This window comes from Micropruina sonneratiae (assembly GCF_025972045.1).
GTDB classification, from domain to species: domain Bacteria; phylum Actinomycetota; class Actinomycetes; order Propionibacteriales; family Propionibacteriaceae; genus Micropruina; species Micropruina sonneratiae.
This window is the reverse complement of the sequence record NZ_JAPDHX010000002.1, coordinates 540,097-564,603: the sequence shown is the minus strand read 5'-3', so window position 1 is coordinate 564,603 and position 24,507 is coordinate 540,097. Positions and strand designations below refer to the sequence as shown.

At 71.6% G+C, this 24,507-nt stretch carries 30 protein-coding genes; 21 read left to right on the top strand and 9 right to left on the bottom strand.

What is annotated here, in order from left to right; genetic code table 11:
* Positions 1 to 909: 909 nt before the first annotated feature.
* The 5 genes from OIE40_RS07795 to OIE40_RS07775 all read right to left on the bottom strand — a co-directional run bounded on the left by OIE40_RS07795 (position 910) and on the right by OIE40_RS07775 (position 2,913).
* Positions 910 to 1,191, bottom strand: a complete 282-nt coding sequence (locus OIE40_RS07795) for an HU family DNA-binding protein (RefSeq protein WP_264701630.1) — start codon at positions 1,189 to 1,191, stop codon at positions 910 to 912.
* Between the two features lie 84 nt (positions 1,192 to 1,275).
* The gene (gene rpmF / locus OIE40_RS07790; RefSeq protein ID WP_264701629.1) at positions 1,276 to 1,443 is read right to left on the bottom strand and encodes a 50S ribosomal protein L32; all 168 of its coding nucleotides are present in this window, start codon (positions 1,441 to 1,443) and stop codon (positions 1,276 to 1,278) included.
* Positions 1,443 to 2,543 carry a GTP-binding protein gene (locus OIE40_RS07785; RefSeq protein ID WP_264701628.1) on the bottom strand — a complete coding sequence of 367 codons (1,101 nt, stop codon included), beginning with the start codon at positions 2,541 to 2,543 and terminating at the stop codon, positions 1,443 to 1,445. Before OIE40_RS07785 ends, rpmF begins: the two co-directional genes overlap by 1 nt.
* Entirely contained in the window at positions 2,540 to 2,662 is a 123-nt protein-coding gene (ykgO, locus tag OIE40_RS07780) for a type B 50S ribosomal protein L36 (protein WP_264701627.1), read from the bottom strand. The genes OIE40_RS07785 and ykgO overlap by 4 nt, the downstream gene beginning before the upstream one ends.
* The gene (locus OIE40_RS07775; RefSeq protein WP_264701626.1) at positions 2,659 to 2,913 is read right to left on the bottom strand and encodes a type B 50S ribosomal protein L31; all 255 of its coding nucleotides are present in this window, start codon (positions 2,911 to 2,913) and stop codon (positions 2,659 to 2,661) included. The genes ykgO and OIE40_RS07775 overlap by 4 nt, the downstream gene beginning before the upstream one ends.
* 60 nt (positions 2,914 to 2,973) lie before the next feature.
* On the opposite strand from OIE40_RS07775, the gene rpmB reads away from it, so the two are divergent.
* The 5 genes from rpmB (at position 2,974) to OIE40_RS07750 (ending at position 5,565) form a co-directional block, all read left to right on the top strand.
* A complete protein-coding gene (rpmB, locus tag OIE40_RS07770) occupies positions 2,974 to 3,210 on the top strand; it encodes a 50S ribosomal protein L28 (RefSeq protein ID WP_264701625.1) in 237 nt (78 codons plus the stop codon).
* Positions 3,210 to 3,380, top strand: a complete 171-nt coding sequence (rpmG, locus tag OIE40_RS07765) for a 50S ribosomal protein L33 (protein ID WP_264701624.1) — start codon at positions 3,210 to 3,212, stop codon at positions 3,378 to 3,380. The genes rpmB and rpmG overlap by 1 nt, the downstream gene beginning before the upstream one ends.
* On the top strand, positions 3,380 to 3,682 hold the full coding sequence (gene rpsN / locus OIE40_RS07760; RefSeq protein WP_264701623.1) for a 30S ribosomal protein S14: 303 nt from the start codon (positions 3,380 to 3,382) through the stop codon (positions 3,680 to 3,682). The genes rpmG and rpsN overlap by 1 nt, the downstream gene beginning before the upstream one ends.
* Before the next feature lie 60 nt (positions 3,683 to 3,742).
* The gene (locus OIE40_RS07755; RefSeq protein WP_264701622.1) at positions 3,743 to 4,498 is read left to right on the top strand and encodes a GNAT family N-acetyltransferase; all 756 of its coding nucleotides are present in this window, start codon (positions 3,743 to 3,745) and stop codon (positions 4,496 to 4,498) included.
* Between the two features lie 95 nt (positions 4,499 to 4,593).
* Positions 4,594 to 5,565, top strand: a complete 972-nt coding sequence (locus tag OIE40_RS07750) for a L,D-transpeptidase family protein (protein ID WP_264701621.1) — start codon at positions 4,594 to 4,596, stop codon at positions 5,563 to 5,565.
* A 94-nt stretch (positions 5,566 to 5,659) separates the two neighbouring features.
* Here OIE40_RS07750 and OIE40_RS07745 read toward each other — a convergent pair whose 3' ends face one another.
* Positions 5,660 to 6,292: a YitT family protein gene (locus OIE40_RS07745; RefSeq protein ID WP_264701620.1), complete on the bottom strand. Its 633-nt coding sequence runs from the start codon at positions 6,290 to 6,292 to the stop codon at positions 5,660 to 5,662.
* 142 nt (positions 6,293 to 6,434) lie between these two features.
* Between OIE40_RS07745 and OIE40_RS07740 the strand changes: the two genes are divergently transcribed.
* A complete protein-coding gene (locus tag OIE40_RS07740) occupies positions 6,435 to 6,902 on the top strand; it encodes an Lrp/AsnC family transcriptional regulator (RefSeq protein ID WP_264701619.1) in 468 nt (155 codons plus the stop codon).
* Between the two features lie 8 nt (positions 6,903 to 6,910).
* Here OIE40_RS07740 and OIE40_RS07735 read toward each other — a convergent pair whose 3' ends face one another.
* Positions 6,911 to 7,636: an IclR family transcriptional regulator gene (locus OIE40_RS07735; protein WP_264701618.1), complete on the bottom strand. Its 726-nt coding sequence runs from the start codon at positions 7,634 to 7,636 to the stop codon at positions 6,911 to 6,913.
* Between the two features lie 100 nt (positions 7,637 to 7,736).
* Between OIE40_RS07735 and leuC the strand changes: the two genes are divergently transcribed.
* The 8 genes from leuC (at position 7,737) to OIE40_RS07695 (ending at position 14,957) form a co-directional block, all read left to right on the top strand.
* Positions 7,737 to 9,152 (top strand): 3-isopropylmalate dehydratase large subunit, encoded by a 1,416-nt coding sequence (gene leuC, locus OIE40_RS07730; RefSeq protein WP_264701616.1) that lies wholly within the window; start codon positions 7,737 to 7,739, stop codon positions 9,150 to 9,152.
* Positions 9,153 to 9,164: 12 nt separating this feature from the next.
* Positions 9,165 to 9,770 (top strand): 3-isopropylmalate dehydratase small subunit, encoded by a 606-nt coding sequence (gene leuD / locus OIE40_RS07725; protein ID WP_264701614.1) that lies wholly within the window; start codon positions 9,165 to 9,167, stop codon positions 9,768 to 9,770.
* Between the two features lie 160 nt (positions 9,771 to 9,930).
* Complete coding sequence (locus OIE40_RS07720; protein ID WP_413774482.1) at positions 9,931 to 10,689, top strand: lysophospholipid acyltransferase family protein; 759 nt, start codon at positions 9,931 to 9,933, stop codon at positions 10,687 to 10,689.
* A gap of 117 nt (positions 10,690 to 10,806) precedes the next feature.
* Positions 10,807 to 11,919 (top strand): D-alanine--D-alanine ligase family protein, encoded by a 1,113-nt coding sequence (locus OIE40_RS07715; protein WP_264701610.1) that lies wholly within the window; start codon positions 10,807 to 10,809, stop codon positions 11,917 to 11,919.
* A 93-nt stretch (positions 11,920 to 12,012) separates the two neighbouring features.
* On the top strand, positions 12,013 to 12,645 hold the full coding sequence (locus OIE40_RS07710; RefSeq protein ID WP_264701608.1) for a peptidase E: 633 nt from the start codon (positions 12,013 to 12,015) through the stop codon (positions 12,643 to 12,645).
* Positions 12,646 to 12,817: 172 nt separating this feature from the next.
* A complete protein-coding gene (locus OIE40_RS07705) occupies positions 12,818 to 13,240 on the top strand; it encodes a DUF6069 family protein (RefSeq protein WP_264701606.1) in 423 nt (140 codons plus the stop codon).
* A 33-nt stretch (positions 13,241 to 13,273) separates the two neighbouring features.
* Positions 13,274 to 14,350 (top strand): sensor histidine kinase, encoded by a 1,077-nt coding sequence (locus OIE40_RS07700; RefSeq protein WP_264701604.1) that lies wholly within the window; start codon positions 13,274 to 13,276, stop codon positions 14,348 to 14,350.
* Complete coding sequence (locus tag OIE40_RS07695; protein ID WP_264701602.1) at positions 14,340 to 14,957, top strand: response regulator transcription factor; 618 nt, start codon at positions 14,340 to 14,342, stop codon at positions 14,955 to 14,957. The genes OIE40_RS07700 and OIE40_RS07695 overlap by 11 nt, the downstream gene beginning before the upstream one ends.
* Before the next feature lie 52 nt (positions 14,958 to 15,009).
* Here the strand turns inward: OIE40_RS07695 and rarD are convergent, their stop codons facing one another.
* Positions 15,010 to 15,906 carry an EamA family transporter RarD gene (gene rarD / locus OIE40_RS07690; RefSeq protein WP_264701601.1) on the bottom strand — a complete coding sequence of 299 codons (897 nt, stop codon included), beginning with the start codon at positions 15,904 to 15,906 and terminating at the stop codon, positions 15,010 to 15,012.
* A 41-nt stretch (positions 15,907 to 15,947) separates the two neighbouring features.
* Between rarD and OIE40_RS07685 the strand changes: the two genes are divergently transcribed.
* Positions 15,948 to 16,895: a thiamine-phosphate kinase gene (locus OIE40_RS07685; protein ID WP_264701599.1), complete on the top strand. Its 948-nt coding sequence runs from the start codon at positions 15,948 to 15,950 to the stop codon at positions 16,893 to 16,895.
* 81 nt (positions 16,896 to 16,976) lie between these two features.
* On the opposite strand, the gene OIE40_RS07680 is transcribed toward OIE40_RS07685, so the two are convergent.
* Entirely contained in the window at positions 16,977 to 18,515 is a 1,539-nt protein-coding gene (locus OIE40_RS07680; RefSeq protein ID WP_264701597.1) for a gamma-glutamyltransferase, read from the bottom strand.
* 108 nt (positions 18,516 to 18,623) lie between these two features.
* Between OIE40_RS07680 and OIE40_RS07675 the strand changes: the two genes are divergently transcribed.
* The 6 genes from OIE40_RS07675 to OIE40_RS07650 all read left to right on the top strand — a co-directional run bounded on the left by OIE40_RS07675 (position 18,624) and on the right by OIE40_RS07650 (position 24,475).
* Positions 18,624 to 21,110, top strand: coding sequence for a DNA translocase FtsK (locus OIE40_RS07675; protein WP_264701596.1), 2,487 nt, complete (start codon positions 18,624 to 18,626; stop codon positions 21,108 to 21,110).
* A 160-nt stretch (positions 21,111 to 21,270) separates the two neighbouring features.
* On the top strand, positions 21,271 to 22,686 hold the full coding sequence (gene rimO / locus OIE40_RS07670; RefSeq protein ID WP_264701594.1) for a 30S ribosomal protein S12 methylthiotransferase RimO: 1,416 nt from the start codon (positions 21,271 to 21,273) through the stop codon (positions 22,684 to 22,686).
* Entirely contained in the window at positions 22,683 to 23,267 is a 585-nt protein-coding gene (locus OIE40_RS07665; protein WP_264701592.1) for a CDP-alcohol phosphatidyltransferase family protein, read from the top strand. The genes rimO and OIE40_RS07665 overlap by 4 nt, the downstream gene beginning before the upstream one ends.
* Positions 23,264 to 23,770 (top strand): CinA family protein, encoded by a 507-nt coding sequence (locus OIE40_RS07660; protein ID WP_264701590.1) that lies wholly within the window; start codon positions 23,264 to 23,266, stop codon positions 23,768 to 23,770. The genes OIE40_RS07665 and OIE40_RS07660 overlap by 4 nt, the downstream gene beginning before the upstream one ends.
* Before the next feature lie 206 nt (positions 23,771 to 23,976).
* On the top strand, positions 23,977 to 24,279 hold the full coding sequence (locus tag OIE40_RS07655; RefSeq protein WP_264701588.1) for a helix-turn-helix domain-containing protein: 303 nt from the start codon (positions 23,977 to 23,979) through the stop codon (positions 24,277 to 24,279).
* 1 nt (position 24,280) lies between these two features.
* Positions 24,281 to 24,475, top strand: a complete 195-nt coding sequence (locus tag OIE40_RS07650) for a DUF3046 domain-containing protein (RefSeq protein ID WP_264701586.1) — start codon at positions 24,281 to 24,283, stop codon at positions 24,473 to 24,475.
* Positions 24,476 to 24,507: the final 32 nt, after the last annotated feature.

The following is a 24,507-nucleotide window of genomic DNA, read 5'->3' as shown; positions in this document are numbered from 1 at the left end:
CACAGTCCCACTGAGGATCACCGTTGACCGCGTCGTTACACCACGTAATCCCAAGCACGCTGCTTGGGAGCGGCTTGGCCGACTCGGCTTCCTCTAGGATCAAGTCTGTTTCCCCCGAACCTGAAAAGACTGGCGTGCTATCGTAGTGGACAGTCAAATCTGTAGGATTGTATTGGCTCGACAAGACGCTTTGAGCCGATGCTTTGTCATCCGCCTCCAACTCGCCAGGGTCCCCGCTATCCGCATACCAGTACCACCCGGAGCTATCGGTCTGACACACCACTGCCACCGGATCTGTTGGCCCGCTCGCATTCTCGCAGAAGTGGAACGTCGGGTACGTATTGTATGTGTTAGTCGGGACTATCCCGTCATAAGTGTGCGAGGCCGTCGAAGGAGCCGCTCGTAAACGAAAGCACGCCGGCCGTGGCTACGAGCACGCACAGGGTTCGCAACAGATATCTCGTCAGGTCCGCCATCGGAGCAATTTACCATCCTTTGGGCCGTCCAGCCAGAGCGAAATTTAACCTGAGTAAATCCTTAGAAGTCGAGGAACCGCAGATGCGCTCCTCGACGACACCGGTCGCCCACGCAACCCCGTCAGGGACACAGACGAGACACAGGCGGGTCAGTTCGCCCGCTGAGCGTGACAAGCCAACGAAGGCAATCAAGGCTCGGCGGTCGTTCTCTTTGCCCCCTCAGGATGCTCCCACTTGCCCTCTCAAGGCGGTAGCGCGGGTTCGAATCCCGTCGGGGCTGCAAACGGAAAACCCCCTCGTCAGAGGGGGTTTTCGCATGTGCGGACGAGTGCGGAGCGCGCCTCGGGGAGTCGATCCACATCGGGCACCGTAGTCGGTGCCCGATGTGGATCAACCCGTGCGAGCCGGAGCCGGCGTCGCCGGGGGCGGGGTTTCAGCCGGCGTCGGAGAGCCGCTTGCGCAAGACCGCCGAGGGCTTGAAGCCGGGGGAGCGGCCCGCGGGAATCTCGATCGGCTCGCCGGTGCGGGGGTTGCGGCCGGTGCGGGCGGCCCGTTCGCGGGCGGTGAAGGTGCCGAAACCGGGCAGGGTGACCTGCTCGCCGTCGGCCACCTCGGCTGCGATGAGGTCGAAGACGGCACTCACCGCGTCCTGAGCGGCGTGGAGGCCGAGCCCCGTCCGGGTGGCGACGGCGGCGACGAGTTCTCTGTTGTTCAAGGTTCTCTCCTTCGGTGCGACCCGTCCGGGATCAGCCGGGCAGGTCGGGTGGTGTGGGATCGGGCAGGGAAATCGTGGCGGCCGTCAGCCAGGCTCGATGAGCCCGCGCTGGTAGGCCCTGACGAGGCGGCGCGGCACCCGGTACTCGATGCCCGCGAGACGGATCGGAACCAGGTCGATCGGCGCGGCCCTCCACTGCGAGCGCCGGTGCCGGGTGTTGCTGCGCGACTGCCGGCGCTTGGGGACGGCCATCACGACCACCCCGCCAGCGCGCCGTCGACGGGTCCCAGCCACGGCTCGAGACCGTCGGAGCCGACCTCCCAGTACCGTCCCCGCTCGGCGAGCTCGGCGTCGGTGAGCAGGCACGACTCGAAGGCCCGGGCGACCCGCTCGCGCTCGTCGTCCACCCCGACCACAACGATCCGGGTGAGCGGCTCGCCCGCCTCCCACTGGTCGGTCCGGCCGATGCTGACCATGCCGCCGGCCCCGTCCCACTGGCACACCTGAGTGGGCCGGCTGGGCAGCCAGAAGCACCCGCGCGAGCGGCGCCTGCCCCGGCCCAGCAACTCGATCCGCTCCTGAAGCCGGACGGGGTGGAAGGGCCTGTCGGAGCGGAAGTCCAGCACCCAGGCTCGGCTGCCGTCCATCGCGGGCAGGGGCTCGCGCCGGACGACCTGCACCCAGTCCTCACTGTGCTCGTGACGATGGATGCCGGCGACGAGTTCGTGGGCGTCCAGACCGGCCACGGAGCCGACCAGGCGCGCGTCGGGCCTGGCCAGCGCCCGCAGCAGATCGGACGCCGCGGCGTCCGCCTCGTAGGCGACCACCGCGTCGGCGTACTCGACCATCGCCGAGGTCGTCTCGCCGACACCGCGGGCGTCGTCGCCGCGGACGGGAAGGTCGCGTTCGGTGAGCAGGTCGTCACCGAGCAGATCGTCCGCCACCGTGGCACCCTCGAGTGCGACAACGGTCGCCGCCACCCGCAAATGCGGGCCGGCCGCCGGCTGGTAGCCGAGCACCCGGCACACCTGGGTGGCGTCGGCGGTGACCGGCAGCTGGGCGATCACCGCCTCCCATCGTCCGGACGCCGCCAACCGCTCCATGGTGGGCACGACGTCCTCGCGGATGGCGCAGCTGACGCAGGCGTGCTGCACGTCGATCTCGGTCCGTTCGAGCAGGCCGTCGGCGTCGGAGACGGTGCGGATCAGCACCTCGCGGTGGGGATCGATCTCGTGCCGCAGCGCGACGGCGGTGGGCAGGTCCCACTGCAGCGCCACCGCGGTCGCCGCCATCGGGGGCTCGGCCACTCCACTCACCAGGATGACCGGCACCGGCCGCAGGCTCGCGCTCATCCCTGCCTCGCCTTCATCCGTGGGTTGCGCTTGTTGATCACGAACACCCGGCCGCGGCGGTGCACGATCTGGGCGCCGGGCAGGCGCTTGAGCGCCCGCAGCGAGTTGCGCACCTTCATCGGCGACCTCTGCTTGAGCCGTAGCGGCGCTCGAAGGCCTGCACCCGGCCCTCGGTGTCGACGACCCGGCTGCGCCCGGTCCAGAAGGGGTGGCTGGCGCTGGAGATCTCCACGTCGACCAGGGGGTAGGTGCCGCCTGCGTGCTCGACGGTGCGGTCGGTGGCCACCGTCGAGCGGGTGAGGAAAATCAACCCGGCCGAGGCGTCCCGGAAGACGACCGGACGGTAGCCGGGGTGTGTGTGTCTGCTCATGACGCGCTAGCCTAGATGCAAATGATTACCACTACCAACACAGTTCACGAGAGGAGCGACATGGCTCGCACCTGCCAGGTGACCGGGGCCCGTCCCGGCTTCGGCAACAACGTGCCCCATTCGCATCGCCGGACGCGGCGGCGCTTCGACGTCAACGTGCAGAACCGCGGCTACTGGGTGCCCAGCCTGGGGCGCACCGTGCGCCTGCGGCTCAGCGCGCGCGGCATCAAGGTCGTCGACCGGCGCGGGATCGAGGCCGTCGTGGCCGACCTGCTGGCGCAGGGGGTGCGGTTGTAATGGCGAAGGGGAACCGCGACCTGCGCCCGATCGTGAAGCTGCGCTCCAGCGCCGGCACCGGATACACCTACGTCACCCGCAAGAACCGCCGCAACGACCTCGAGCGACTGGTGCTGCGGCGCTACGACCCGGTCGTGCGCCGGCACGTCGAGTTCAAGGAGACCCGCTGATGGCCACGACGTCGAAGATCGTCGCCCAGCGGCGGCGAGCCGCCGTGGTGCAGCGCTACGCCCGGCGGCGTGCGGAGCTGAAGCGGTTGGCCCGGACGGCCGAGTCGCTCGACGAGCGGATGGCGGCGCAGCGCGCCCTGTCCGGGCTGCCCCGCGACGCCTCGCCGACCCGGCTGCGCAACAGGGACGCCGTCGACGGGCGGCCGCGGGGATTCCTGCGGGTCGCCGGGGTGTCGAGGATCCGGTTCCGTGAGCTCGCGCACGCCGGTGAGTTGCCCGGGATCACCACGGCGTCCTGGTAAAGGCCGGCACCCAGCGTGGACGCCGGCCCCGCGACGGCCGGGGGCGGCATCGTAGGGGTCATGGACATCGCCACCCTGCAGCGGCTGTGCGCCCGCACCTGGCCGGGCCTCGAGCAGGACCGGCTGGGGGAGTGGGAGTTGCGCGCCGCGGGCGGCTTCACCAGCCGGGCCAACTCGGCGCTGCCGATCGGCGACCCCGGACTGCCGCTGGGCGACGCACTGACCGCGGTCCAGGGCTGGTATGTCGCCCGCGGCCTGGCGCCACGGCTGCAGGTGCCCTCGAGCCTGCCGACCGGGCCCCAGCAGGACGCCGCGGCCGGGGTCCACGAGCTGTGCGACGAGCGCGGCTGGGCGGCCGAGCCCTGGACCGCGGTCATGGTGCGGGACACCCGATCGGCTCCGCCCGTCTGGCCCGACCCGGTGGTGCCCGCCTGGACGCAGGCGCCCGGCGCGGACTGGCTGGGCCTCTACCACCATCGCGGAGCCACCCTGCCCGAGGCGGCCCGGCGGGTGATCGAGGCGGCGCCGGCGTCCTACCTGAGCGTGCGCGCCGGGGATGAGCTGCTCGGCATCGGCCGGGCCGCGGTCGCCGGCGACGTCGTGGTGCTGACCGCGATCGAGGTGCTGCCGGCCCATCGCCGGCGCGGACTCGGCACGCTCATCACCGCCGCCCTGGCCCTGCGTGGCGCCGAGCAGGGGGCGACGATGGCGGCCCTGCAGGTGTTCGCCCACAACAGTGCGGCCGTGGCGCTCTACCGCCGACTCGGCTACCACGACCATCATCGCTACCGGTACCGTCACCTGCCGCAGCCGTAGTCACAGCGGAATCTCGAGTGCCGCCTGAGCGCCGGTTCGGGGAATCGGGCCCGGCGAAGTTACGATGAGGGCGTCAAGTACCTGGAAGGACCGCGGTGCGTAACCCCACCATCACCCTTTCCACCCCCTCCGCCGCTGATGCCGCCCCCGTTCGGGGACGTCGCAAGCTGGTCGCAGCGGGTGGAGTAGCAGCAGCCCTGTTGGCCATGACGGCCGGCTGTGCCGTCTCCCCGGCCGCCGCGGGGGTGAACAGTCCCACCACCGCGGCCCCGGTCGCCACGGCCACCGCGTCCGCCACCGCCACGGGCTCGGCCACCGGCACCGCCTCGGCGACGCCCCAGCCGAGCGCCACCAAGACCGCCGAGCCCAACCCGTGGACGCTGTTGAGCGACTCGGTGCGCAAGAAGTTCAAGTCCTGCAAGTCGACCACCGTGCGGCCCGGCTCGTCCGGCGCCTGCACGACGCTGCTCCAGAAGGAGCTGAAGAAGGCCGGCTTCTACCCGTGGTCGGTGTCCAGCTACCTGAGCGTCGCCGGGGTCAACGCGGTGCTGAACTACCAGCGTTCGCGCGGTCTGGACGCCGACGGCTTCGCCGGCAAGTCCACCTGGCTGGCGCTGGCGTCCAAGGCGCCGACGGTCTCGAAGGAGCTGCCCAAGACCTGTTTCACCAAGGGCGTCGTGCTGTGCGTCGACCAGGCGCACCGCAAGCTGTACTGGCTGCGCAACGGCGAGATCATCAAGACCTTCAAGGTGCGGCTCGGCGGCTACGCGCAGCACGCCAAGACGTACATCTGGCGCAACTTCCCGACCGCGAACGGCACCTGGAAGGTCTACGACAAGCAGGTGAACCCGTACTCGGAGAACTACGGCAGCGGCGCCATGCCGTACAGCACGATGTTCTACCCGGACATGTACGTGCACTATTCGCCGGGCTTCAACAGTTCCGGCTACGCCTCGTCCAGCCACGGCTGCGTGAACATCCGCAAGCTCTCCGACGCGCAGTGGATCTTCAAGAAGACCCCCATCGGCGCCAAGGTGCACATCTACTCCACCAAGGCGACCGCCTGATCACCGGACGCCCGAAGGCCCCCGCCGCGGCGGGGGCCTTTCGCTGTCCGGGTTCGGGGGTGGCGGCCCGGGGGGTCGGACGGCGGCGTACCGCTCAGCGCCCGAGGTAGCGATCGGGCCGGTGGTTGAGCCCGAGCACCAGTCCGAGCAGCATCGCCCCCGCGGCCGACAGCGCAACGGTCAGCGGCGGGACCACGCTCAACGAGACCAGGATGACCACGCAGTCGAGCCCGGACTGGACCAACCCAGCCTTCACGCCGAGGCGCTCCTGCGCGATCAGGGCGATCGTGTTGAAGCCGCCCAGGCTGCCGCCGTGCCGGAAGATCACCAGCATGCCGAGGCCGGCCAGCAGGTTGCCGGCCAGGACCCCGTACCCGCCGGTCAGCGGACCGTCCACCAGCAGAACCGGGTGGACGCTGGTGAACACCGAGACCAGGGTGATGGCGAGCAGCGTCCGCACCGTGAACCGCCAGCCCTTCATCCGGTAGGCGATGATCAGGAACGGCAGCGTGATCACCAGGTACAGCACGCCGAGGGGGGCACCGGTCGCATAGGTCAGCAACAGCGCGAGCCCGGCCGTGCCGCCGGTGACGGCGTGCGCCGCGTGCAGCAGATGCATGCCGAGGGACACCACGAAGGTGCCGATCAGCAGGGCCAGGGCGTCCTCGATCGGACGGTGCCGAAGGGCGCCGGCCTCGGTGGCCGGGCGGGGCGGGGCGAGAGTCATCGGCTGCTCCTTCGTGGTCGCTCCGGTGGACCTCGATGGTCGCCGGTGGGTGACACGCTGCGCAACAAGCAATGAACTAGCTGAGCAATCTGCGCAGCATCATCGTTATTCATACAGCATCGTGACCAATACAATGCGAGCCATGGCCATCGACCCTCTCGACGCCCGCATTCTGCTCGCCCTCGACGACGATCCGGACGCCACCACGCTGGGAGTGGCGCGGAGGCTGGGCGTGGCCCGCAATACGGTGCAGGCCAGGCTCAAGCGGCTCGCGACCTCCGTGCTGCGCGGGTTCGGGCAGCGAGTCGACCCCGCCGCGCTCGGGTACCCGCTGGTCGCCTTCGTGTCGCTGCGGATCAGCCAGTCCAGCCAGGTGCAGGCGGTGGCGGGGCTGGCCGAACTCCCGGAGGTGATCGAGGTGCACGCCACCTCGGGGGACGCGGACCTACTGCTGCGGGTGGTGGCGCGGGACACCGCGCACCTGTACAGGCTGACGAACCGGATCACCAACGTGCCCGGCGTCCAGCGCAGCGACAGTGCGATCTCGCTGACCGAACTGCTGCCGGCGAGAACCCGTCCGCTGCTCGAGCGCCTTGCCCAGGAGCAGTAGCAGTCCCGTCAGCCCTCGGCGCCGCTGCGGCGCAGCACCTCGCTGAGCCGCTCGGCCGCGGCCATCACAGCCGGGGCGTGCAGGCGTCCGGGCTGGCGGGAGAGTCGCTCGATCGGGCCGGACACGCTCACCGCGGCGATCACCTTGCCCGAGGGGGAGCGCACCGGCGCGGACACCGAGGCCACGCCGTTCTCGCGCTCACCGACGGACTGGGCCCAGCCGCGGCGGCGCACGGTCGCCAGGGCCACCGCGGAGAACGACGACGACAACAGGCCGCGCTGGATGCGTTCGGGGTCCTCCCAGGCGAGCAGCACCTGGGCCGCCGAGCCGGCCGACATGGTCAGCTGCGAGCCGACCGGCACGGTGTCGCGCAGCCCGGCGGGTCGTTCGGCCGCGGCGGCACAGACCCGCATGTCGCCCTGCCGCCGGAACAGCTGGGCCGACTCGCCGGTGATGTCGCGCAGCCTGGCCAGCACCGGGCCGGCGGTGGCCAGCAACCGGTCCTCGCCGGCGGCCGAGGCCAACTCGGTGAGCCGGGGGCCCAGCACGAACCGTCCTTGCAGGTCGCGGCTGACCAGACGATGATGTTCGAGAGCGACGGCGAGACGGTGCGCGGTGGGGCGGGCCAGACCGGTGGCCGTGACCAGGCCCGCCAGGGTGGTCGGACCCTGCTCCAGAGCGGTCAGCACCAGGGCCGCCTTGTCCAGCACTCCGACACCACTTGAGTTGTCCATAGTCTGATACTGCCGTCTCGAATCCTGATATGCAAGTTTCCGGACGCGTATTGTGGCGAGAGGCCGGTGCAACGGCGCCACAGAGCCGGAGGAGGCAGTCATGGGCAGAACCCTGAGCGACAAGGTATGGGACGATCACGTCGTCCACAGCGCCCCGGGCGAGCCGGACCTGCTCTACATCGACCTGCACCTGGTGCACGAGGTCACCTCGCCGCAGGCCTTCGACGGGCTCCGGATGGCCGGCCGCAGCGTCCGCCGGACCGACCTGACGATGGCCACCGAGGACCACAACACCCCGACGCTGAACATTCTGGCCCCGATCGCCGACCCGGTCTCGCGGCTGCAGGTCGACACCCTGCGCCGCAACACCGACGAGTTCGGCGTCCGCCGGCATTCGCTGGGCGACAAGGACCAGGGCATCGTGCACATCATCGGCCCCCAGCTGGGCCTGACCCAACCGGGGCTGACCGTCGTCTGCGGCGACAGCCACACCGCCACCCACGGCGCGTTCGGCGCGCTGGCGTTCGGCATCGGCACCTCCGAGGTCGAACACGTACTGGCCACCCAGACCCTGCCGCAGCCCCGTCCGAAGCGGATGGCGGTCAACATCAACGGCACCCTGGGCGAGGGCGTCACCCCGAAGGACGTCGTCCTGGCGCTGATCGCGAAGGTCGGCACCGGCGGCGGTCAGGGCTACGTGGTCGAGTACCGCGGCAACGTGATGCGCGAGATGAGCATGGAAGGTCGTATGACGATCTGCAACATGTCCATCGAGTGGGGCGCCAAGGCGGGCATGGTCGCACCCGACGACACCACGTTCGCCTACCTGAAGGGCCGCCCGCACGCCCCCGAGGGCGCCGACTGGGACGCCGCCGTCGAGTACTGGCGCACGCTCTACACCGACGACGACGCGGTCTTCGACGTCGAGGTCGACCTCAACGCCGACGAGCTGACGCCGTTCGTCACCTGGGGCACCAACCCGGGCCAGGGCGTCCCGCTCGGCGGCGTCGTGCCCACCCCGGGCCAGTTCACCGACCCGGTCGAGAAGGCCGCCGCCGAGCGCGCCCTGGAGTACATGGCGCTCGAGGCCGGGACGCCCATGCGCGACATCCGGGTCGACACCGTCTTCCTGGGGTCCTGCACCAACGGCCGCATCGAGGACCTGCGACTGGCCGCCTCGGTGATCAAGGGCCGGCGGGTCGCCGACGGCGTCCGGATGCTGGTGGTGCCGGGTTCGGCCCGAGTGCGCATCCAGGCCATGGAGGAGGGCCTCGACCAGGTGTTCAAGGACGCCGGGGCCGAATGGCGCGAAGCCGGCTGCTCGATGTGCCTGGGCATGAACCCCGACCAGCTCGCGCCCGGCGAGCGTTCGGCGTCCACCTCGAACCGCAATTTCGAGGGACGCCAGGGCAAGGGCGGCCGTACCCACCTCGTCTCGCCGCCGGTCGCCGCCGCGACCGCCATCCGAGGCACCCTGTCGTCGCCGGCCGACCTGGCCGCCCCCGTCAACGTCTGAGGAGCAGCGCACATGGACAAGTTCGACACCCACACCGGGGTGGCCGTCCCGCTGCGGCGCAGCAACGTGGACACCGACCAGATCATCCCGGCCGTCTACCTGAAGCGGGTCACCCGCACCGGCTTCGAGGACGGCCTGTTCGCCGCGTGGCGCAACGACCCCGAGTTCGTGCTCAACAACGAGGCGTACACGGCCGGCTCGGTGCTGGTCGCCGGGCCCGACTTCGGCACCGGCTCCTCACGCGAGCACGCCGTCTGGGCCCTGCAGAACTACGGCTTCAAGGTCGTCATCGGCTCGCGCTTCGGCGACATCTTCCGTTCGAACTCCGGCAAGGCCGGCCTGCTGATCGCCACCGTCGACCAGGACGTCGTCGAGCTGCTGTGGGCCTTCGCCGAGGCCGTCCCGGGTGCCGAGCTCACCGTCTCGCTCGTCGACAAGACGATCACGGCGGGTTCGGACGTCTTCGCCTTCGACATCGACGACTACACCCGGCACCGGCTGCTGGAGGGTCTGGACGACATCGGCCTGACCCTGCAGCACGAGGCCGAGATCAGTGCCTTCGAGGCTCGTCGGCAGTCCTGGCTGCCGCGCACCCAGCCCGCCCGCACGGCAGGCTGAAACGGGCCGGATCGCCTAGTCACCCTCAACTTTTCCGGGCCCAACGCCCGGGTTTGTTGCAGTTTGGACACGGCCGGAGCCGTGCCGCTGTGGGGCTGTGGGGGCGGCCAGTAATCTGAGGCGACCCCGCCCCCTGAGGAGTCAGATGTCCCGCGCCGCACTGTCGCTGTCGACGGTGAACCGTGCCCCCGTCGAGCCCGCCTTCCGCCGGTTGGCCCGCGTGGCCGGACCGTTGCTGCGCTGGGTGACCCGGCAGGACTGGCGCGGTGGTGACAAGGTGCCGCGATCCGGCGGAGTGATCGTGGTCGCCAACCACATCTCGAACTTCGACCCGGTGGCGCTGGGGCATTTCCTGGTCTGGCACGGCCGCTGGCCGCGGACGCTGACCAAGAGCGAACTGTGGCAGATCCCGATCCTCGGGACGCTGGCCCGCGAGCTGGGACAGATCCCGGTGGAGCGCCGCACTACCCGCGCTCGCGAGTCACTGGACGCCGCGGCGTCCGCCCTGGAACGCGGCGAGTGCGTGGTGATCTACCCGGAGGGGACGATCACCGGTGATCCCGACGGCTGGCCGATGACCGGACGCCCCGGAGCCGCCCGGCTGGCGCTGCGGACCGGCGTCCCGGTGATCCCGATCGGGCAGTGGGGCGCGCAGCAGGTGATGCCGGGGCGGCGGGTACGGCTGCCGAAGTTGTTCCCGCGCGCCACGATGCAGGTGCTGGTCGGCGACCCCGTCGAGCTCGACGACCTGCGTGAGGCCAGCGAGTCGCCCACCGCCGCCGCCGAGGGCAGCCTGCGGATCATGGACGCCATCACGGCCCTCGTCGGCGACCTGCGCGGCGAGACCCCGCCCACCGAGCGCTACGACCTGCGCGCCGGCAGGCGCATCCCGCGCGACTGGGCGGGCGAGGCAGTCTGAGCGCGGGCGGCGGGACCGCCGCAACGGCGGGAACCCGTGCGCCGGGGCCCGACGTTGAGCCTCGTGGACCAACGTCTCCCACTAGGGTGGCTTGCACCGCCGAATCAGGAGGAAGCAATGCCGCAGCGCACCCGGGTGGGCATCGTCTTCGGTGGCACCAGCCCAGAGCATGACGTCTCCTGCCTCACCGCGGGCGGCGTCGGGCGGGCCATCGATGCCGACCGTTTCGAGGTGGTCGGCATCGGCATCACCCCGTCGGGCCGCTGGGTGCAGATCGACGCCGACGAGGTCCGTGCGCTGCGCAAGCAGGGCGAGACGCTGCCCCGGCTGGGCGAGTCCCGCAGCACCGCGGTGCTGCTGCCCGGCACCGACGGCGGTGGCCGCATCGCCAGCCTCGAGGGGGACCGGCTGGTCGACGTCCGCGACTTCGACGTGGCGTTCACGCTGCTGCACGGGCCGTTCGGCGAGGACGGCACCATTCAGGGCATGTTCGAGATGCTCGGCATCCGCTACGTCGGCTCGGGCGTGGCGGCCAGCGCGAACGGCATGGACAAGGACCTGATGAAGCGGACGCTGAGCTCGGCCGGCCTGCCCGGCTGCCGGTTCGCGACGATCACCGCCCGGCAGTGGGAACAGGAGCGCGAGGCGTCCCTGGCGCGGATCGTGACGCTCGGGCTGCCGCTGTTCGTCAAGCCTGCCCGGGGCGGCTCCAGCGTCGGGATCACCCGGATCGACAGCCTCGACGACCTCGACGACGCCGTCGCGCTGGCGCACACGTTCGACCCGAAGCTGGTGGTCGAGGAGGGCGTGCTGGGTGCCCGTGAGGTCGAGTTCGCGGTGCTCGGCGGACGCGGCGGCGCCCCACGGGTGTCGCTGCCCGGCGAGATCGTGCTGCGCGACCCCGACACCTTCTACGACTTCGAGGCCAAGTACGTCTCCGACGACGACGCCGTGCTCAAGGTGCCCACCGAGATGGACGACGAGTTGCGCCGCCGCGCCGCCGACGTCGCCGCCCGCACCTTCGAGGCGATGGACGCCGAGGGCCTGGCGCGGGTCGACCTGTTCCTGACCGCCGACCGGCGGGTGCTGGTCAACGAGATCAACACGATGCCCGGCTTCACTCATATCTCGATGTTCCCCGCGCTGTGGGCGGCCACCGGCATCGACTACACCACCCTGATCACCGATCTGATCGAGCAGGCGCTCGAGCGCCCGCTCGGCCTGCGCTGAGCGATGCTCGGGGTTCGACCGGCGGCGCCGGCCGGCCGGTGGTCGGCCACGGCCGTGGCTGTTGTCCGCACCTGGGGCCGGAGGGCCTGAGCCGTGCGGCTGTACCTGTCCTCCTACCAGCTGGGCGACCACCCTGAGGAGTTCGTCCGGCTGACCGGTCGCCGGCGCTCCGGCTGGCTGGTGATGAACGCGCTGGACGGCGGCGACGAGGCGCGGCGGCGAGCCGACACCGGGGTCCAGCTCGGTCGGCTGGCGGCCCTGGGGCTCGACGCCGACGTCCTCGACCTGCGCGAGCACACGCCGGCGTCCCTGGCCGCGGCGTTCGGCGAGCCCGGCTTCCTGTGGGTGCGGGGCGGCAACGTGTTCACCCTGCGGATGGCGATGGCCCGCGCCGGCCTGGACGCCCTGGTCGTCGCCGGACTGGCCTCCGACGCCTTCGTGTACGCCGGCTTCAGCGCCGGTCCGTGCGTGCTGGCGCCGTCGCTGCACGGTCTCGAACTGTGCGACCCGGTCGAGCGGTGCGAGGCCGCCTACGGCGGCGTCCGGTTCGACGGGCTCGCCGTCCTCGACCGGCCGGTGGTGCCGCACCTGGACTCTCCCGGGCATCCCGAGACGGATCTGCTGCGACTGGTCGCCGACGCCTACGAGGCGTCCGGGCAGCCGTACTGGGCGTTGCGGGACGGGCAGGCGCTGATCGTCGAGGGTGCGGCGTTCCGCATCGAATAGGTGATCGGCCGGACCTGGACGCCGCGCAACCGGCCTGCCCGCACCGTGCCAGCCCCACCGGGTGTGACAAAAGTCCCACCCAGGTGTGGACGCATTCCCCTACGGGCCACTCATCGCGCCCGCCTAGCGTGAAACACGTCGGAGAGTCCGGCCCTAAAGCCCCGGAGGAATCATGAGCACCACCCTTGAAAGCCCTTCCGCCACCTCGCTGCCACGGCGGCTCGCACGGTATCCCGAACTGGTCGCCGCGGTGGCCGCACCGATCTGCGCGCTGGTCACCTGGCTGCTGCTGATCGTCGTCGGCGGCGTCGACCTCACGGTGCAGCTCGGCGGCGCGGTCACGAGCGTGGGCTGGGTCGCGGTCGCCGTCACCGCCTGTGTCGCCGGCCTGGTCGGCCTGCTGGCGCTGCGGCTGCTGCGCCGGATCACCCGACGAGCCCGCGGAATCTGGACGGCGCTGGCCGTCCTGGTGCTGATCGGCTCGATGACCGGACCCCTGGCGGCCACCAACCCGGCCGCGCTGTGGACGCTGGTCACCCTGCACGGCGTCGTCGCGGCCGTGGTGATCGCGATCGGCTGGCGCGCCCGCTGGTGACCGGCAGGTCGACCCGTCGGTTAGCGTGAAGCCATGCGTGCCAACCCGGCGCTGCCGCGCAACGCCTCGGTGCTGATCTGGGTGCCGGTGCTGCTCGCCTCACCCCTGGTCAGCCTTCGAACAGGTGGGTTCGGCGCCGGCGGCGTCATGCTCGTCGCGATGGTGGGGGCCGCGGCGGTCACGGGTGTCCTGGCCAGCTGGCCGGCACCGACGGCGATCAGCGTGGTGGCGTGGCTGGCGGCCGCGCTCGCCGCCACCGTCGGTTCACTGCTGTGGGACGGCTGGGCGCCGGCGTGGCTGATGATCGCGATGATGGCCGGGGTCGCGCTGCCGAAGCTGGCGGTCTGGCCGGCGGTACCGCTCACCGCCGCCCTGGCCGCCTGGCTGCAGTACCGCTGGGATCCGAGCCTCGAACAGGCCCTGACCAGGGTCTTCGTGGTGGGCCTGAGCGGAACCACCGCGGCGGTGCTGAACCGGCTGCTGGTCGCCAACCGCGAGTTGCGCCGCACCCGCGAACAGCTCGCGGCGGCCGCCGTGGCGCGCGAGCGCGACCGGGTCGCCCGCGACCTGCACGACGCCCTCGGTCACACCCTTTCGGTGCTGGTGGTGAAGGCGGCGGCGGTGCGGCGGTTGATCGGCACCGATCCGGACGCCGCGGCGCAGCACGCCGCCGACATCGAGACGGTGGGCCGCACGGCGCTGACCCGGGTGCGTGAGGTGGTGCACAACGCCGCTCCGCCCGACCTGCGCACCGGCCTGCAGGCCGCCCGGGAGGCCCTGCGGGCGGCGGGCATCGAGGTCACGGTCTCGGCCGCGGCCGGGGACGACCCCGCGGGTGGTGAGCCGCTAGCGTGGGCGCTGCGCGAAGGGGTCACCAACGTGCTGCGGCATTCGGCGGCCTCGACCTGCCGGATCGACCTCACCCGCGGCGCCGGCGGGCTGCGGCTGACGATCGCGGACGACGGGGTCGGGCATCTCGGTCCCCGCGCCGACGACAGTGGCGGCCTGGCCGGGCTGCGACGGCGGCTCACCGCCGCGGGAGGTTCGCTGCAGGTGCTCCCCGGGGCGTCCGGCTTCACCCTGATCGCGGAGGTGCCCGATGACCAGTGAACCGATCGGCGTCCTGCTGGCCGAGGACCAGGCCATGCTGCGCGGCGCGCTCGCCCAGTTGCTCGACCTCGAGGACGACCTGCGCGTGGTCGCGCAGGTCGGGGACGGCGGCGCGGTCGTGTCCGAGGCGCTGCGTACCCGGCCCGACGTGGCGCTGCTCGACATCGAACTGCCGGGGCGCAGCGGCCTGGACGCCGCCGCCGAGCTGGCCCGCGCACTGCCCGGGTGCAGGGTGCTGATCCTCACCACGTTCGCCCGGGCCGGGTACGTGCAGCGCGCGATGGCCGCCGGAGCCAGCGGCTTCCTGGCCAAGGACGGCCCCGTCGAGTCGCTGGTCGAGGCCATCCGGCGGGTGGTCGCCGGCGGCACGGTGGTCGATCCGGAACTGGCCCGGCATGCGCTTCGTGAGGCGTCCAGCCCGCTCAGCGAGCGGGAGCGGGACGTCCTGGCCGCCGCCGAAGACGGCTCCACGATCGCCGACATCGCGTCCCGGCTGCACCTGTCCGCCTCGACCGTGCGCAACTACTTGTCGGCCGCGATCGGCAAGACCGGCACCCGCAACAAGGTCGAGGCGGCTCGGCTGGCCAGGGACAACGGCTGGCTGTGACCGTATGGCTCTGCCGTCTCGCCGGCCGGGCCGCCGGAGCGAGGCCGGCCTATCACGTCGGTTCGAGCGTCTCGGGTTCCTCGCGGTCGCGGATGGTCAGGGTCAGGTAGACGATCGAGCCGATCCAGACGCAGATCAGGCCCGCCCAGTACACGCCGCTGACGTGCTCACCGAAGACGGTGATGCCCAGCAGGAACTGGATGGTGGGTGCCACGTACTGCAGCACGCCGAGCACCCCGAACTCCAGCCGGGGCGCGGCGACGGCGAAGAACCACAGCGGCAGCGCGGTGACCGCACCGGCCGCCACCAGCAGGACGCTGATCGCCCAGGCCGACCCGAACTGGCCGTCCGAACCCAGCCACAGCAGGTAGGGCAGCGCCAGCGGCGTGAGCAGGGCCGACTCGATCAGCAAGCCCTGCAGCGCGGTCAGCGTGGAGCGCTTCTTCACCACCCCGTACAGTCCGAAACTGAACGCCAGCGCCAGCGACACCCACAATCCCTGCCAGCTGCCGGCCGAGATCACGACCACCCCGAGCAGGGCGATGCCGCCGCCGACCCGGCTGCCCACACTCAGCTGTTCGCGGAACAGCAGGACGCCGAGCAGCACGTTCACCAACGGGTTGATGAAGTAGCCCAGGGACGCCTCGACGACATGGCCGTTGGCGACCGCCCAGATGTAGACCAGCCAGTTGGTGCCCACCAGCACCGCGGCCGCCATCAGCGGCAGGATCGTCCGCCGCGTGAACACCCGGGTGCGCAGCCAGTCCCACCGGCTGCGCAGCAGCAGCAACGCCAGCAGCACCAGCGCGAACGACCACACGACGCGATGGGCCAGGATCTCCAGCGGGCCGGCTGGTTTCAGCGTGGCCAGGAAGGGCGGCAGGAAGCCCCAGAGCAGGTACGCGGCCACCGCGGCGCCGAGCGCCCGGTTGCGGCTGATGGGGGACACCCTGGGATGCTTCCACCGGGTAGCCCCTAAGCTCAACTTTCATGGCGGGACGCACGGTCGGTGACACCACGGAGTTCGAACTGATCGGGGCCATCACGGCCGGTCTGCCGACCGGTCCGGCGCTCCGTGTCGGCCCGGGCGACGACTGCGCGGTGTTCGGCGCCGACGGCGACGTCGCCGTCTCCACCGACACCATGGTCGAGAACGTGCACTTCCGCCGGGCCTGGTCAGGTCCCGCTGACGTCGGGCGCAAGGCCGTCGCCGCCGCGGTCGCCGATCTCGAGGCGATGGGTGCGCGCGGCATCGGCGTGGTTCTCGCGTTGACCGTTCCCGCCGAGCTGGAGCTGGCCTGGGTGCAGGAGTTCGCCGCCGGCGTCCGCGAGGAGTGCGCCAATGCCGGCGTGCTGCTGCTCGGCGGCGACCTGACCCGCGGACGCGACATCATCGCGACCGCCACCGTCCTCGGCGACCTGCAGGGCCGGCCGCCGGTCACCCGCTCGGGGGCCCGGCCCGGCGACGTGGTTGCCGTGTGCGGACGCCTGGGCTGGGCCGCCGCGGGCCTGACGGTGCTGAACCGGGGCTTCCGGTCGCCGCGGGCCGTGGTAGTGGCGCACCGGGTGCCCGAGCCGCCCTACGGCCAGGGCCAGGTGGCGCAGCAGGCCGGGGCCTCCGCGATGATCGACTGCTCCGACGGGCTGCTGGCCGACCTCGGCCACCTCGCCGAGGCGTCCGGCGTGGCGATCGACGTGGACACCTCCCGGCTCGACGTCGCCGAACCGCAGAGCGTGGTGGCCGCGGCGGTCGGCGGGGGAGACCCGCTGACCTTCATCCTCACCGGCGGCGACGATCACGCGCTGCTGGCCACCTTCTCCGCGGACGCCGTGCCCGACGGCTGGCGGGTGATCGGCTCGGTCTCGGCCGGTGACCCGCAGGTCACCGTCGACGGGGCCGAGTGGGAGGGCGACAGCGCCGGCTGGCGGCACTTCTGAGCGTCCCGGCCGCCGGCCCGCCGAAAGACACTGTGAGCCTGGACATTGAACTCGATGTCCGAACTCACACAGTCCTGACGCTCAGCCGGGCTCGGCGACCGACCCGATCACCGTGCGTGGGTCCGCGCCGGCCGCCCAGGTGCCGTCGGCCAGCCGGGCGATCGCGTGCGCGTGCCCGACCGCGGAACTCAGCGGTGGCAGGGCGGCCAGCCGGTGACCGCCCTCGGCGAGCCCGTTGAACCACCCCGCCGGGGCGTCCGCCTCGACGGCGACCGACACCTCGCTCGAGGTCCAGGTGTCGAAGCCGGAGTCGCTGCGCAACGCCCAGCGCGGCGCGGCCACCGCGGCGGCGGGAGGTTCGGCATGGTGGAACAGCCGGGCCGCGAGCTGCAGCAGGATCTGCGGCTGCGCGTCGCCGCCCATGGTGCCGAAGACGGCCCGCAGCCCGGCCTCGTCGGTGGCCAGCGCCGGGACGAGGGTGTGCGGCGGACGGCGTCCGGGGGCCAGCTCGGCCGGATGCCCGGGCTGCAGCGAGAAGCCCAGTCCCCGGTTGTGCAGGTTGATGCCCGTGTTGGGCTCGACCAGCTGCGAGCCGAACCCCGACGCGTTCGACTGGATCAGCGACACCCCCATGCCGGCGCCATCGGTCACGCACAGGTAGGTGGTGTCTCCGGCGCCACCCGGCCCACGGCGTCCGGCGCGGTCGGGATCGACCAGTGAGCGCCGCCCGGCGGCTGAGGCGATCAGCGCGGCGCCGTCGGCGTGGTCGGACAGCACGGCGGGCCGGTCGTGGGCGGCGGCCGCAGCGCACTCGATCAGCAGGTGCGCCCAGCCGGGGTCGTCCGGATCCGGCAGGTCGACCGACGCCGCCAGCATTGCGGACGCCGGCAGCAGGTAGCCCTGCGACGGCGGCGGCGCCACCCACAGCTCGACGCCCCACGCGGACGCCCGCAACGGTTCCCCCCAGCCGGCCGAGTTCACGGCCAGGTCGGGGGCAGCGAAGGTGCCACCGGGCAACTCGAGCAGTCCGGCGCCGAACTCGCCGCCGTAGAAGCCGTCGCGCCCCGTCGCCGCAATCGCTCGCAGAGCCCGAGCCACACCCAAACGCCGCACCCGCGCGCCCGGACCGGTCGCCTGGCCGGCCAGTTCGCTGAGCTGCTCGCGGGCCGCCGGGCCGAGCCGGCCCACCGACTCGGCCAGCGGCGCCTCGGCGCGGAAGCCGCACTCGGCCAGCATGATCGCCGGCGCGAACACCTCGTCCAGGTCGCGGCTGCCGAACTGTTCGTGCAGCGCCAGCAGGCCGTCGACGCAGCCGGGCATCGTCACCGAACGGGGATCTCCGAACAGCGGCATCGACCGGTGCCCGGCCGCTCGCAGTTCGGACGCCGACGAGCGGGCGCCGGCCCGGCCGGCCGCGATCAGGCAGTCCTCCTCGTCGTCGGCGTACACCAGGGCGAGCAGGTCACCGCCCAGTCCGCACAGGTGCGGGGCGGTCACCGCCAGCACCGCGTTGGCGGCGATCGCGGCATCCACCGCGTTGCCACCGCCCCGCAGCACCGCGGCGCCGGCCTCGCTGGCGCGATGGTCGGCGCTCACCACGAACGGCACGGTGCTGCGCACCCCAGCATCGTAGGCCGACCCCCGAGGTCGCGCTCCCGGCGGAGCACCGGCCGGGCCCGACGGCGTGGGCGCTGTGCCAAGTCACAGCCATGTCCTAGGGTGACGGGCATGGCGACCCGCGCGTCTTCCCCGTCGCGGTCACGTAACAGCGCCACGCGCAGTTCCGCACCGCGGTCGTCCGGAAGCAAGAAACCACCAGCCCGCTCGTCCTCGCGCGCCCGCAGCAAGGGCGCCGGCAAGTCCTCGCCCGGGCTGCTCCCCGCACTGGGCCGCGGCATCGCTGCGACCTGGAACGCCCTGGCGCGTGGCGTCGGCTATCTGGTCCGCGGCGTCGGCAACGGTGCCCGCGACCTCGACCCGGCACTGCGCCGCGACGGGGCCGGACTTGCCCTGATCGGTCTCGCCATCGTGATCGCCGCCGAGTTCTGGTTCGGCATCCCCGGCACCTTCGGTCGCTGGATCCACATCGGCGTCACCACCGTGTTCGGTTCGCTCAGCGTGGCCCTGCCGCTGTTCGGCCTGGCGATGGCCTGGCGCACGCTGCGGCACCCCGAGCACAACGGACCGGCGGGACGGCAGGTGGTCGGCTGGAGTTCGGCGCTGCTCGGCCTGCTCGGCCTGATCCACATCTCCAAGGGCATGCCCCGCTTCCCGGACGCCGACGCCGTCCGCGAGGCCGGGGGAGCGCTTGGCTTCATCGCCTCCACCTTCGTGGCCGACCTGGTCAGCGTCTGGGTGGCGGTGCCGCTGCTGGTGCTGCTGCTGTTCTTCGGCGTCCTGGTCATCATCGGCATGCCGCTGCACGAGCTCGCCACCCGTTTCGCCGAGTTCAAGGCGAAGCTGCCGGCCCGGCCCGAGAAGCCCGCAGCGGGTCCCGAGCTGAAGTTCGGCGTCGACGAGGCCTACGACACCCCGATCGTCGGCGACATCGAGCCGGCCGAGATCGACCACTGGGCCGACGACGAGCTCGAGGAAGAAGCGAGCCCGGTGACCGCCGGGAAGGCTCCCGCCGCCGTGCCGGAGGTGGAAGCCGATGCCCCCCTCGCTCATCCGGACGCCGCGGCGAGCCTGCTCGCCCCCGAACACAGCCACGTCAGCGGTGTCGCCGAGCAGCCCCCGTTGGCCGGCGACGTGGCCTACGTGCTGCCCCAGCCGCAGGTGCTCAAGGCCGGCTCGGTGCCCAAGGCGCGAACCCAGGCGTCCGATGCGGTCGTGGGCCGGCTGACCGAGGTGCTGCGCCAGTTCGACATCGACGCCACCGTCACCGGGTACATGCGCGGTCCGACGGTGACCCGCTACGAGGTCGAGCTCGGCCCCGGCGTCAAGGTCGAGAAGGTCACCGCACTCGGCAAGAACATCGCCTACGCAGTCGCCTCGGCCGACGTGCGCATCCTGTCGCCGATCCCCGGCAAGTCAGCGATCGGCATCGAGATCCCGAACGCCGACAAGGAGATCGTGTCGCTGGGCGATGTGCTGCGCAGCCCCGTCGCGCGCAACGACCACCACCCGATGACGGTCGGTCTCGGCAAGGACGTCGAGGGCGGCTACGTGGTCGCCAACATGGCCAAGATGCCGCACCTGCTGGTCGCGGGCGCCACCGGCTCGGGCAAGTCCAGCTTCATCAACTCGCTGATCACCTCGGTGATGATGCGGGCCACCCCCGACGAGGTGCAGCTGCTGCTGGTCGACCCCAAGCGGGTCGAGCTCACCCACTACGAAGGCATCCCGCACCTGGTCACCCCGATCATCACCAGTCCGAAGAAGGCCGCCGAGGCGCTGCAGTGGGTGTGCCGCGAGATGGACACCCGCTACGACGACCTGGCCGCCTTCGGCTTCCGGCACGTGGACGACTTCAACAAGGCCGTCCGGGCCGGCGCGGTGAAGCTGCCGCCGGGCTCGGAACGGGTGCTGGCCCCGTACCCGTACCTGCTGGTCGTGGTCGACGAGCTGGCCGACCTGATGATGGTGGCCCCGCGCGACGTGGAGGACTCGATCGTCCGGATCACCCAGCTGGCCCGGGCTGCCGGCATCCACCTGGTGCTGGCCACCCAGCGACCCTCGACCGACGTGGTCACCGGCCTGATCAAGGCCAACGTGCCCTCACGGCTGGCGTTCGCGACGTCGTCGATGACCGACTCGCGGGTCATCCTCGACTCGCCCGGCGCCGAGAAGCTGGTCGGACAGGGCGACGGGCTGTTCCTGCCGATGGGGGCGTCCAAGGCGATCCGGGTGCAGGGGGCCTGGGTCACCGAGGCCGAGATCCGGCAGGTGGTCAAGCACGTCACCGAGCAGCTCCAGCCGCAGTACCGCGACGACGTCGCCGCGCCGGCCGAGTCGTCGGCCAAGGTCGCCGAGGACATCGGCGACGACCTCGAACTGGTGCTCGAGGCGGCCACCCTGGTGGTGAACCTGCAACTCGGGTCGACCTCGATGCTGCAGCGCAAGCTGCGGGTCGGCTTCGCCAAGGCCGGGCGCCTGATGGACATCCTCGAGACCCGCGGCATCGTCGGTCCCTCCGAGGGCTCCAAGCCGCGCGAGGTGCTGGTCAAGCCCGACGACCTGGACGAGGTGCTGGTCAACCTGCGCGAGGGCTGAGCGGCGATCGAGACGTGGTCTCGTCGCGCTCGATCCTGACAACGGTGCAGTCGTCACCACGGGGGAGAGGCCGCTCGCCTCAGCATCGGCGGGGCCGGTCGAACGAGTGCACCGTTTTCAGGGTCGCCCGGCGCACAGCCCGCTGGGATAGCCTGCTGAGGTGAACGCACGCGTGCATCTGGTCAGCCTCGGTTGTGCGCGCAACGATGTCGATTCCGAGGAACTACTGGCCCGCCTCGAGGTCGGCGGCTTCGAGATCACCGACGACCCGGACGCCGCGGACGCCGTGGTGGTCAACACGTGCGGCTTCATCGACGCCGCCAAGAAGGACTCGGTCGACACCCTGCTGGCGGCGTCCGACCTCAAGGAGTCGGGGCGGGCGAAGGCGGTGGTCGCGGTCGGTTGCCTGGCCGAACGCTACGGCTCCGAACTGGCCGACGCGCTGCCCGAGGCCGACGCCGTGCTCGGCTTCGACGCCTATCCCGACATCGCCGACCGGCTGCGCTGGATCATGGCCGGCGGCCACCACCAGGCGCACGCCCCCCGCGACCGGCGGCTGCTGCTGCCGCTCGCGCCCGCCGACCGGCCCGGCGCGGCCGACACCGTGGTGTTGCCGGGACACGGCCCCACCGAGCGCGGCGGCTCACCGGCGAGCGGCCCGGCGGTGCTGCGTCGCCGGCTCGACGACTCCCCGATGGCGCCGCTCAAGGTCGCTTCCGGCTGCGACCGGCGGTGCACCTTCTGTGCGATCCCGTCGTTCCGCGGTTCCTACCTCTCCCGTCCGCCCGGCGAGCTGGTGGCCGAGGCGCGCTGGCTGGCCGAGCGCGGCGTGAAGGAGCTGTTCCTGGCCAGCGAGAACACCTCCTCCTACGGCAAGGACCTGCGGGCCGGTCCGCAGGCGCTGGAGAACCTGCTTCGCGAACTGTCCCGCGTCGAGGGCATCGAGTGGCTGCGGGTGTCGTACCTGCAGCCCGCCGAGCTGCGTCCCGGGATGATCGAAGGCATGCTCGGCGTCGACAAGGTGGTGCCCTACTTCGACCTGTCCTTCCAGCACGCGGCGCCCGCGGTGCTGCGCCGGATGCGCCGCTTCGGCGACCCGGACTCGTTCCTGGGCCTGCTCGACCGGGTGCGCGCGGTGGCCCCGGAGGCCGGCATCCGCAGCAACGTGATCGTGGGCTTCCCGGGCGAGACCGAGGCCGACCTCGCGACGCTGGCCCAGTTCGTCTCGGCCGCCCGGCTGGACGCCATGGGCGTCTTCGGCTACTCCGACGAGGTGGGCACCGAGGCTGAGACCCTGACCGGCAAGCTGCCCGACGACGTGGTCGCCGAACGGGTGGAGTCGATGTCGATGCTGGTCGAGCAGGTGTGCGCCGAGCGGGCCGAGGCCCGCATCGGCCAGCGGGTGCAGGTGCTGGTCGAGCAGCCGGACGGGGTCGGCCGGGCCGCCCACCAGGGCCCGGAGGTCGACGGCACCACGCGTGTGGCGGGGCGGGCCGCTCTCCGGGTCGGTAGTCTCGTGTGGGCCACCGTCACCGCCGCCGATGGCATCGACCTGATCGCAGCCGAGGCCCGATGAACGAACAGCCGAGCCGGCTCAATGCCGCCAATGCGCTCACCGTGCTGCGTCTGGTCCTGGTGCCGGTGTTCGCGTGGATGCTGCTGAGCCATCCGGCCGAGCTGTGGTGGCGGCTGGCGTCCACCGCAGTATTCGGCATCGCCATTCTGACCGACGCCGTCGACGGCAGGATCGCCCGCAAATACAACCTGATCACCGACTTCGGCAAGTTGTGGGATTCGATCGCCGACAAGGCGCTCACCGGGATGGCGTTCGTCGGGCTGAGCATCCTGGGTGAACTGCCGTGGTGGATCACCGCGCTGGTGCTGGTCCGCGAGTGGGGCATCACCTGGATGCGGGTGGCGATGCTGAAGTACGGGGTGATGGCGGCCAATGCGGGCGGCAAGCTCAAGACGGTGCTGCAGAGCGTCGCGCTGCTGTTGTTCCTGCCCGGGCTGCCGCTGATGCCGGGGTGGTTGCAGTGGCTAGCCTGGGCGGTGATGGCGGCAGCGGTGCTGGTGACGGCCGTGACCGCCGTGCCCTACATCCGCGAGGCTGTGGCGCTGCGTCGCGCCGGCCTGGCCGAACAGGAGAAACGATGACCGACCTGTCCATGGCCGAGATCGTTGGCCGCACGCTGGCCGAGCGTGACCTGACCCTGGCCACCTCGGAGTCGCTGACCGGTGGGCAGTTGGGCGCGACCATCACCGCCGTGCCGGGGGCGTCGCGCTACTACCTGGGCGGAGTGGTGGTCTACGCCACCGAGCAGAAAGCCCGGATCGGCGGCGTCAACCCCGAGGTGCTGACGAAGTACGGCGTGGTGTCGGAACAGACCGTCGTCGAGATGGTGATGGGCGTCCAGGAACTGACCGGTGCCGACTACGCGCTGGCCGCGTCCGGGGTGGCCGGACCCGACCCGCAGGAGGGCCACCCGCCGGGCGAGGTCTGGATCGCCGCCATCGGCCCCCGGATCGGGATGTTCCAGCCGCCACCGGTGGCCCTGCGGTTCGAGTTCGAGGGCGACCGGCAGCCCATCCGCAGCAAGACCGTGGACGCCGCGCTCGAAATGCTGCGCGACCTGCTCGACCCCCTGCACGAGGGGTGAGGGCTCGGGTTTCGCTCCAGCCCATCCGGCCGGCGGACGCCTGTCCCGGCCGGTGGGGTCCGGTTTGAGCCCGCAGCCCTGGGGTGCTCGGCAGGAGCGCCGGTCGGGCCGGTCGCCTGCTGTGCCGGGCGGGCGGGAACATAAGCCGCGCGACGCGTGTTGAGGCTGAGCGTCTGATCGGAGGATGGGTGGGTAGAGTCGTGGGCATGATCGCAGCCGAACCACAACGGCCGCAGCTGTTGCGCGAGCTGCTGGGCGAGTCGTTGCGCGAACTGCGGACGGCCGACCAGCGCACGTTGCGTGAGGTGTCCTCGGCGGCGCGGGTCAGCCTGGGCTACCTGTCCGAGATCGAACGGGGCCAGAAAGAGCCCTCGAGCGAGCTGTTGAACGCGATCTGCGGAGCGCTCGGAGTGCCGCTGTCGAGCGTGCTGCGCCGGGTCAGCGACAAGTACGACGACCACGACGTCGTCGCGCACCTTCCGGTGCGCTCGGCCCGCGTGGCCGCCTGAGGTGCGCGAGGCAGAACTCTGGGCGCGACTGACCCGTCATCTGGGCGGTGGCTACGCGCTGGTCTGGGCCGAGAGCCACGTGATCGGCGAGTTGGGCAGTCGCACGGTGCGGCAGGCTCTCGCGGCCGGTGTTCCGGCCAAGCAGGTCTGGCGTGCGGTGTGGCAGAACCTCGAACTGCCCGCCTCCGAACGCTGACGGCGTGTCGGGCTTGTTTCGAACATCTGTTC

Coding starts and splice junctions, on each gene's coding strand:
- OIE40_RS07755 (WP_264701622.1), top strand. CDS start 3,743: ATGGACATCGCCACCCTGCAGCGGCTGTGCGCCCGCACCTGGCCGGGC.
- rpmG (WP_264701624.1), top strand. CDS start 3,210: ATGGCGAAGGGGAACCGCGACCTGCGCCCGATCGTGAAGCTGCGCTCC.
- rpsN (WP_264701623.1), top strand. CDS start 3,380: ATGGCCACGACGTCGAAGATCGTCGCCCAGCGGCGGCGAGCCGCCGTG.
- OIE40_RS07695 (WP_264701602.1), top strand. CDS start 14,340: ATGACCAGTGAACCGATCGGCGTCCTGCTGGCCGAGGACCAGGCCATG.
- OIE40_RS07655 (WP_264701588.1), top strand. CDS start 23,977: ATGATCGCAGCCGAACCACAACGGCCGCAGCTGTTGCGCGAGCTGCTG.
- OIE40_RS07700 (WP_264701604.1), top strand. CDS start 13,274: ATGCGTGCCAACCCGGCGCTGCCGCGCAACGCCTCGGTGCTGATCTGG.
- OIE40_RS07715 (WP_264701610.1), top strand. CDS start 10,807: ATGCCGCAGCGCACCCGGGTGGGCATCGTCTTCGGTGGCACCAGCCCA.
- OIE40_RS07745 (WP_264701620.1), bottom strand. CDS start 6,292: ATGACTCTCGCCCCGCCCCGCCCGGCCACCGAGGCCGGCGCCCTTCGG.
- OIE40_RS07785 (WP_264701628.1), bottom strand. CDS start 2,543: ATGAGCGCGAGCCTGCGGCCGGTGCCGGTCATCCTGGTGAGTGGAGTG.
- leuD (WP_264701614.1), top strand. CDS start 9,165: ATGGACAAGTTCGACACCCACACCGGGGTGGCCGTCCCGCTGCGGCGC.
- OIE40_RS07705 (WP_264701606.1), top strand. CDS start 12,818: ATGAGCACCACCCTTGAAAGCCCTTCCGCCACCTCGCTGCCACGGCGG.
- rpmF (WP_264701629.1), bottom strand. CDS start 1,443: ATGGCCGTCCCCAAGCGCCGGCAGTCGCGCAGCAACACCCGGCACCGG.
- OIE40_RS07740 (WP_264701619.1), top strand. CDS start 6,435: ATGGCCATCGACCCTCTCGACGCCCGCATTCTGCTCGCCCTCGACGAC.
- OIE40_RS07685 (WP_264701599.1), top strand. CDS start 15,948: ATGGCGGGACGCACGGTCGGTGACACCACGGAGTTCGAACTGATCGGG.
- rpmB (WP_264701625.1), top strand. CDS start 2,974: ATGGCTCGCACCTGCCAGGTGACCGGGGCCCGTCCCGGCTTCGGCAAC.
- OIE40_RS07775 (WP_264701626.1), bottom strand. CDS start 2,913: ATGAGCAGACACACACACCCCGGCTACCGTCCGGTCGTCTTCCGGGAC.
- OIE40_RS07675 (WP_264701596.1), top strand. CDS start 18,624: ATGGCGACCCGCGCGTCTTCCCCGTCGCGGTCACGTAACAGCGCCACG.
- OIE40_RS07660 (WP_264701590.1), top strand. CDS start 23,264: ATGACCGACCTGTCCATGGCCGAGATCGTTGGCCGCACGCTGGCCGAG.
- ykgO (WP_264701627.1), bottom strand. CDS start 2,662: ATGAAGGTGCGCAACTCGCTGCGGGCGCTCAAGCGCCTGCCCGGCGCC.
- OIE40_RS07735 (WP_264701618.1), bottom strand. CDS start 7,636: ATGGACAACTCAAGTGGTGTCGGAGTGCTGGACAAGGCGGCCCTGGTG.
- OIE40_RS07665 (WP_264701592.1), top strand. CDS start 22,683: ATGAACGAACAGCCGAGCCGGCTCAATGCCGCCAATGCGCTCACCGTG.
- leuC (WP_264701616.1), top strand. CDS start 7,737: ATGGGCAGAACCCTGAGCGACAAGGTATGGGACGATCACGTCGTCCAC.